At 68.5% G+C, this 7000-nt stretch carries 7 protein-coding genes; 6 read left to right on the forward strand and 1 reads right to left on the reverse strand.

Annotated features, from left to right (window positions below):
- The first annotated feature begins 217 nt into the window (after positions 1 to 217).
- The 4 genes from ACWCRB_RS14555 (at position 218) to ACWCRB_RS14570 (ending at position 4942) form a co-directional block, all read left to right on the forward strand.
- Entirely contained in the window at positions 218 to 1075 is an 858-nt protein-coding gene (locus ACWCRB_RS14555) for an intradiol ring-cleavage dioxygenase (RefSeq protein WP_450996355.1), read from the forward strand.
- A gap of 173 nt (positions 1076 to 1248) precedes the next feature.
- Complete coding sequence (locus ACWCRB_RS14560; protein ID WP_450996356.1) at positions 1249 to 3075, forward strand: acyl-CoA dehydrogenase; 1827 nt, start codon at positions 1249 to 1251, stop codon at positions 3073 to 3075.
- Positions 3076 to 3320: 245 nt separating this feature from the next.
- Positions 3321 to 4643, forward strand: a complete 1323-nt coding sequence (locus ACWCRB_RS14565) for a M18 family aminopeptidase (RefSeq protein WP_450996357.1) — start codon at positions 3321 to 3323, stop codon at positions 4641 to 4643.
- 83 nt (positions 4644 to 4726) lie between these two features.
- Positions 4727 to 4942, forward strand: a complete 216-nt coding sequence (locus ACWCRB_RS14570) for a DUF6458 family protein (RefSeq protein WP_450996358.1) — start codon at positions 4727 to 4729, stop codon at positions 4940 to 4942.
- Positions 4943 to 4948: 6 nt separating this feature from the next.
- Here ACWCRB_RS14570 and ACWCRB_RS14575 read toward each other — a convergent pair whose 3' ends face one another.
- A complete protein-coding gene (locus ACWCRB_RS14575; protein WP_450996359.1) occupies positions 4949 to 5353 on the reverse strand; it encodes a cupin domain-containing protein in 405 nt (134 codons plus the stop codon).
- 51 nt (positions 5354 to 5404) lie between these two features.
- On the opposite strand from ACWCRB_RS14575, the gene ACWCRB_RS14580 reads away from it, so the two are divergent.
- Positions 5405 to 6418, forward strand: coding sequence for a helix-turn-helix domain-containing protein (locus ACWCRB_RS14580; protein ID WP_450996360.1), 1014 nt, complete (start codon positions 5405 to 5407; stop codon positions 6416 to 6418).
- A complete protein-coding gene (locus ACWCRB_RS14585; protein ID WP_450996361.1) occupies positions 6415 to 6909 on the forward strand; it encodes an LURP-one-related/scramblase family protein in 495 nt (164 codons plus the stop codon). Before ACWCRB_RS14580 ends, ACWCRB_RS14585 begins: the two co-directional genes overlap by 4 nt.
- The last annotated feature ends 91 nt before the right edge of the window (positions 6910 to 7000 follow it).

Raw genomic sequence — 7000 nt, forward strand, 5'->3', positions numbered from 1 at the left:
TACCGAGAGCGCGGGAGAACCGGGGCGGCCCGGTCCCCTGGTTCCGCCCGCCCCGCCCTTCTGCCCGTCCCGCCCGGTACGTCCCATGGGAAGTCCACAGGTTCGGCCCTGGTTTCCCACAGTGGGCGCTCATACCGTCGGCCTCGACAAAGAAACCATCAGGCGGCGGCAAAGGCCGGGCAATCACCGGCCGGGTACAGGTAAAAGGGAGACGGCCATGAGCGGACAGGCACACGGACACGGGCACCACGACCACGACGACCACGAGCACGACAGAGGCCTCTCCTACGACCTCCCCGTCCTCGCCCGCCGCCGGATGATCCGGCTGCTGGCCGGCGCGAGCCTGGTCCCGCTGGTGGGCTGCGCCGCCGACGACGACTCGACGTCCTCGGCCGCCACCGACACCTCGTCCAGCTCCAGCGGGACGACCGCCTCCTCCGGCGAGTGCGCGACCATCCCGAACGAGACCGCCGGCCCCTACCCGGGCGACGGTTCGAACGGGGTGAACGTGCTCAAGGAGAGCGGAGTCGTCCGCAGCGACATCACGTCCAGCTTCGGGAACTCGGCGGGCGGCAAGGCCGAGGGCGTGCCGCTCACCATCACGCTCACCGTCGTCGACGCGGCCTCGGGCTGCGAGACCCCCAAGGTGGGCGCGGCCGTCTATCTCTGGCACTGCGACCGCGAGGGCAACTACTCCCTCTACTCGGAGGGCGTCACCGACGAGAACTACCTGCGGGGCGTCCAGGAGACGGACGACAAGGGCCAGGTCACCTTCACCAGCATCTTCCCGGCCTGCTACACGGGCCGCTGGCCGCACATCCACTTCGAGGTCTACGGCAACCTGGAGGACGCGACCGCGGCCACGTCGATAACGAACACCTCGCAGCTGGCGTTCCCGAAGGACGTCTGCGACACGGTGTACGCGACGGACGGCTACGACCGGAGCGTGCAGAACCTCGGCCAGCTCTCCCTGGAGACCGACAACATCTTCAGCGACGGCTACGACCAGCAGCTGGCGACCACGGAAGGCAGCGTGGACAAGGGCTACACGGCCACCCTCACCGTCCCGGTCTAGACCATTCACCCACCTATAGCGGTCTTCGCACGCGTAACGCGTCACAGATGACCGGTTGGGGTTGCGCCTTATTACCGGCGGGTAGCATCATCGTAGGGAAGAAGCTACTAGTTGGTATGCGTATTAGGCGCGAGGAGTCAGTGCCTCGCCGATCTCTCTACGGAGCAGTCGCCATGGGGCACTACAAGTCGAATCTCCGCGACATCGAGTTCAACCTCTTCGAGGTCCTCGGGCGCGACAAGCTGTACGGGACGGGTCCGTTCGCGGAGATGGACACGGACACCGCCAAGAGCATCCTGGAGGAGCTGACGCGCCTCGCGGAGAACGAGCTGGCCGAGTCCTTCACGGACGGCGACCGCACCCCGCCGGTCTTCGACCCCGAGACGAACACCGCGCCCGTCCCGGCGTCCTTCAAGAAGAGCTACAAAGCCTTCATGGACTCGGAGTACTGGCGCCTCGGCCTGCCCGAGGAGATCGGCGGCACCACCGCCCCGCGCTCCCTGATCTGGTCGTACGCGGAGCTGCTGCTCGGCGCGAACCCGGCCGTGTGGATGTACGCCTCCGGGCCGGCGTTCGCGGGCATCCTCTACGACGAGGGCAACGACGTACAGAAGAAGATCGCCCAGATCGCGGTCGAGAAGACCTGGGGCTCCACCATGGTGCTCACCGAGCCGGACGCCGGCTCGGACGTGGGCGCCGGGCGTACCAAGGCGGTCCAGCAGGAGGACGGCTCCTGGCACATCGAGGGTGTGAAGCGGTTCATCACCTCCGGTGAGCACGACATGGAGGAGAACATCCTCCACTACGTGCTGGCCCGTCCCGAGGGCCACGGCCCCGGCACCAAGGGGCTGTCCCTCTTCCTCGTACCGAAGTTCCTCTTCGACTTCGAGACCGGCGAGCTGGGCGAGCGCAACGGCGTGTACGCCACGAACGTCGAGCACAAGATGGGCCTCAAGGCGTCCAACACCTGCGAGATGACCTTCGGCGACCGGCACCCGGCCAAGGGCTGGCTGATCGGTGACAAGCACGACGGCATCCGCCAGATGTTCCGGATCATCGAGTTCGCCCGCATGATGGTCGGCACGAAGGCGATCTCCACCCTCTCGACCGGCTACCTCAACGCCCTCGAGTACGCCAAGGAGCGCGTCCAGGGTCCGGATCTCGCCAACTTCATGGACAAGTCGGCGCCCAAGGTCACCATCACGCACCACCCGGACGTCCGCCGCTCGCTGATCACGCAGAAGGCGTACGCCGAGGGCATGCGCGCGCTGGTCCTCTACACGGCCTCCGTCCAGGACGACATCCAGGTCAAGGAAGCGGCCGGCGAGGACACCGCTGCCCTTGAGGCCCTGAACGACCTGCTCCTCCCGATCGTGAAGGGCTACGGCTCCGAGAAGGGCTACGAGCAGCTCGCCCAGTCGCTGCAGACCTTCGGCGGCTCCGGGTTCCTCCAGGAGTACCCGATCGAGCAGTACATCCGCGACGCCAAGATCGACACCCTGTACGAGGGCACGACCGCGATCCAGGGCCAGGACTTCTTCTTCCGGAAGATCGTCCGCAACCAGGGCGCGGCCCTCAACTCCCTCGCCGAGGACATCAAGAAGTTCCTCGCCCCGGGCACCGGCGGCGAGGAGCTGGCGACGGCGCGCGAGCAGCTCGCCAAGGCGGCCGTCGAGCTGGAGGCGATCGTCGGCCTGATGCTGACGGACCTCGCGGCGACCGAGCAGGACGTCAAGAACATCTACAAGGTGGGCCTCAACACCACCCGCCTGCTGATGGCCTCGGGCGACGTCGTCGTCGGCTACCTGCTCCTCAAGGGCGCCGCCGTGGCCGCCGAGAAGCTCCAGACGGCGTCCGCGAAGGACGTCCCCTTCTACACCGGCAAGATCGCGGCTGCGAAGTTCTTCGCGGCGAACGTCCTCCCGGGCGTCACCGGCGCCCGCAGGCTCGCGGCCGGCGTCGACCTCGACGTGATGGAACTGGACGAGGCGGCCTTCTAGACACGTCCTCCTCCTCCGTACGTACGCACGCACACACGTACGGACAGCAGGCCAAGTACGGCGGCCCGCACCCGGGTTCACTCCCGGGGCGGGCCGCCGTACTGCTGAAAGGGGACACACCCCCACGGTCCACCCGGTGTCCGAAAACCGAATGTCCAGTCATTGTCCGGCCTTCACATCCCCGTTACGAGAGCCCGCTCACCATCCCAGGGAGCGGGCCCTATTACGTCGTTAAGGTGAACCCCATGAGCGCACCCCACCGCTTCGACCGCGGCCACACCGACGACCTCATGTCCTTCCTGGCGGCGAGTCCGTCGCCGTACCACGCCGTGGCGAACACCGCCGAGCGGCTGGAGAAGGCCGGCTTCCGCCAGGTCGCGGAGACGGACGCCTGGGACGCGGAGACATCGGCGGCCTCCGCCACGGGCAGCGGCGGCAAGTACGTGGTGCGCGGCGGCGCGATCGTGGCCTGGTACGTCCCCGAGGGCGCCGCGCCGCACACCCCCTTCCGGATCGTCGGCGCCCACACCGACTCCCCGAACCTGCGGGTCAAGCCGGTGCCCGACCTCGGCGGACACGGCTGGCGCCAGGTCGCCGTCGAGATCTACGGCGGACCGCTGCTCAACTCCTGGCTCGACCGCGACCTCGGCCTGGCCGGCCGCCTCTCCCTCCGGGACGGCAGCACGCGCCTGGTCAACATCGACCGCCCCCTCCTGCGAGTCCCCCAGCTCGCCATCCACCTCGACCGCGCCGTGAACACGGACGGCCTGAAGCTCGACAAGCAGCGCCACCTGCAACCCATTTGGGGCATGTCGGACGATGTCCGCGAGGGAGACCTGATCGCCTTCCTCGAAGAGGAGTCCGGGCTCGCGCCGGGCGAGGTCACCGGCTGGGACCTGATGGTCCACTCCGTGGAACCGCCCGCGTACCTGGGCCGCGACCGGGAGCTGGTCGCGGGCCCGCGCATGGACAACCTCCTGTCCGTGCACGCCGCCACGGCCGCGCTGGCGTCCGTGGCGACGAGCCCGCACGAGGTGCCGTGCATCCCGGTGCTCGCGGCCTTCGACCACGAGGAGAACGGTTCGCAGAGCGACACGGGCGCGGACGGTCCCCTGCTCGGCAGCGTGCTGGAGCGTTCGGTGTTCGCGCGCGGCGGATCGTACGAGGACCGGGCGCGGGCGTTCGCCGGCACCGTCTGTCTCTCCTCTGACACGGGCCACGCCGTCCACCCCAACTACGCGGAGCGGCACGACCCGACGCACCACCCGCGCGTCAACGGCGGCCCCATCCTCAAGGTCAACGTCAACAACCGCTACGCCACGGACGGTTCGGGCCGCGCGGTCTGGGTCGCGGCCTGCGACAAGGCCGGCGTCCCGTTCCAGAACTTCGTCTCCAACAACTCCATGCCGTGCGGCACGACGATCGGCCCGATCACCGCGGCACGGCACGGCATCAAGACGGTCGACATCGGGGTGGCGATCCTGTCGATGCACAGCGCACGGGAGTTGTGCGGCGCGGACGACCCGCACCTGCTGGCGAACGCGCTGGTGGCGTTCCTGGAGGGGTAGTTGCGCATACCTGCCCCGGGGCCGGGCACCCGGAACCGACCGGACCATCCGGAACTACCGGACCGGGCAGGGAGGCGACAGTCATGAGTCTCGGCGGATGCATCATCCTCATCGCAGTGGGAGCCATCCTCACCTTCGCGACCGACTGGGAGATGGAGGGGGTCAACCTCGACCTGGTCGGCGTCATCCTGATGATCGTCGGGGTGATCGGCGCCCTGGTGTTCCGCAGCGTCGCCCGGCGCAGGCGGGTCCTGTTGCCGAACTCGACGACGGTGATCGACGAGGACCGCCAGTACTGAACCGCCCTAGGACGAGAGAACGTGCCCTGTCGTGACGTCCACATGACCGGGTACGTCGTCGTGGCGGTCGCCCACGCTCAGGGTGCCGGAGGGTTCGATGACGAGGATCTCGGTACGGACCGGGGCGTAAGGCTTGTGCTCGATGCCACGGGGGACCGTGAAGGCCGAGCCCTTGGGCAGTACGACCGTGCGCTCACCACCCGACTCCGACTCCCGCAGGGCGATGTGCAGTTCACCGTCCAGAACGAGGAAGAACTCGTCAGTGCGGTCATGCACGTGCCAGACATGCTCGCCCTCGACCTTGGCGACGCGTACGTCGTAGTCGTTGACGGTGGTGAGGATGCGGGGGCTCCACAGGGCGGAGAAGGAGCTGAGGGCGGCGGGCAGGGAGACGGGCTCGGTGGATGTCATGGCCCCATCGTGAGACGTGACCACCTCGCGTACGAGTGCTAGAAATCGCACATGCCGCAAGGATCCTCTCATTCCGCTGCCGGACGGCACCCGCACCGCGTCGCCGTGATCGTCGACGAGGGCACGAACCCGTTCGAGGTGGGTGTCGCGACAGAGCTGTTCGGACTGCCGCGCCCCGAACTCGGGCTGCCGGGCCCGCTGTACGAGGTCACGGTGTGCGCCCCGACCCCCGAAGTACGCCTCAACCACGGCTTCTTCACGCTCACCGGGGTGACGGGCCTGGAGGCGGCGGACGAGGCCGACACCCTCGTCGTACCGGGCCGCCCGGACAACGTCGTCCCGCGCGGCGAGGCCGTGCTCGACGCCGTACGACGCACCCACGCGCGCGGGGCACGCGTCATGAGCCTGTGCACGGGAAGCTTCGCGCTCGCGGAGGCGGGCCTGCTGGACGGCCGCCGGGCAACGACCCACTGGCTATGGGCAGACACGTTCAAACAGCTGCACCCAGGGGTCCTACTGGAACCGGACGTCCTGTTCACGGACGACGGCGACATCCTGACCGCGGCCGGCAGCGCCGCCGCACTGGACCTCGGGCTGCACATCTGGCGTACGGACCATGGCGCCGAGATCGCCAACGCGGTCTCCCGACGCCTGGTGTTCGCCTCCCACCGGGACGGCGGGCAGCGCCAGTTCGTGGAGCGCCCGGTGCCGGCGACACCGGACGAATCCCTGGGCCCCCTGCTGGCCTGGGCCCAGGAACGCCTGGCGGACCCCCTGACAGTGGCCGGCCTGGCGTCCAGGGCGTCGGTCTCACCGGCCACCCTCCACCGCCGCTTCCGCACCCAACTCGGCACGACACCCCTGACCTGGCTGACGGGAGAGCGGGTCACCCTCGCCCGCCGCCTGATCGAACGCGGCGAGGAACGCCTCGACGTGGTGGCGGCACGCAGCGGCCTGGGCACGGCGGCGAACCTGCGCGCCCGGCTCCGCCGCGAGACCGGGCTCAGCCCATCGGCGTACCGACGGCGTTTCGGACGCGGTGACGGGGAACCGGTGAGTACATGAGATTCCTCGTACGCGACCGGCTGCTCGGCATCGGCGACGACTACTGGATCGAGGACCAGCACGGCAACAAGGTCTATCTGGTCGACGGCAAGGCGATGCGGCTGCGGGACACCTTCGAGCTGAAGGACACGCAGGGCAGGGTGCTGATCGACATCCACAAGAAGATGCTCGCCCTGCGGGACACGATGGTGATCGAACGGGACGGCGACCGGCTGGCCACCATCAAACGCAAACGCCTGTCCCTGCTCCGCAACCACTACCGGGTGTCCCTGGCGGACGGCACAGAACTGGACGTCAGCGGCAAGATCCTCGACCGCGAGTTCGCAGTCGACTACGACGGCGAACTCCTCGCCCAGATCTCCCGCCGCTGGCTACACATCCGCGAGACCTACGGAGTGGACGTAGTACGGGACGACGCGGACCCGGCACTCCTGATCGCGGTGGCGGTATGCGTGATCCACCTGGCGGAGAAGGAACGGGGAGAGGATTGAGAAGGTCTCACTTTTCAGCCCCGGCCGGGCACTTCAGCCCGTCCGGCGTTTGAGGACGAGCGCGTTCAGCGCGATACGGGGGTTCGGGGGC

This window comes from Streptomyces sp. NPDC002156 (assembly GCF_053593675.1).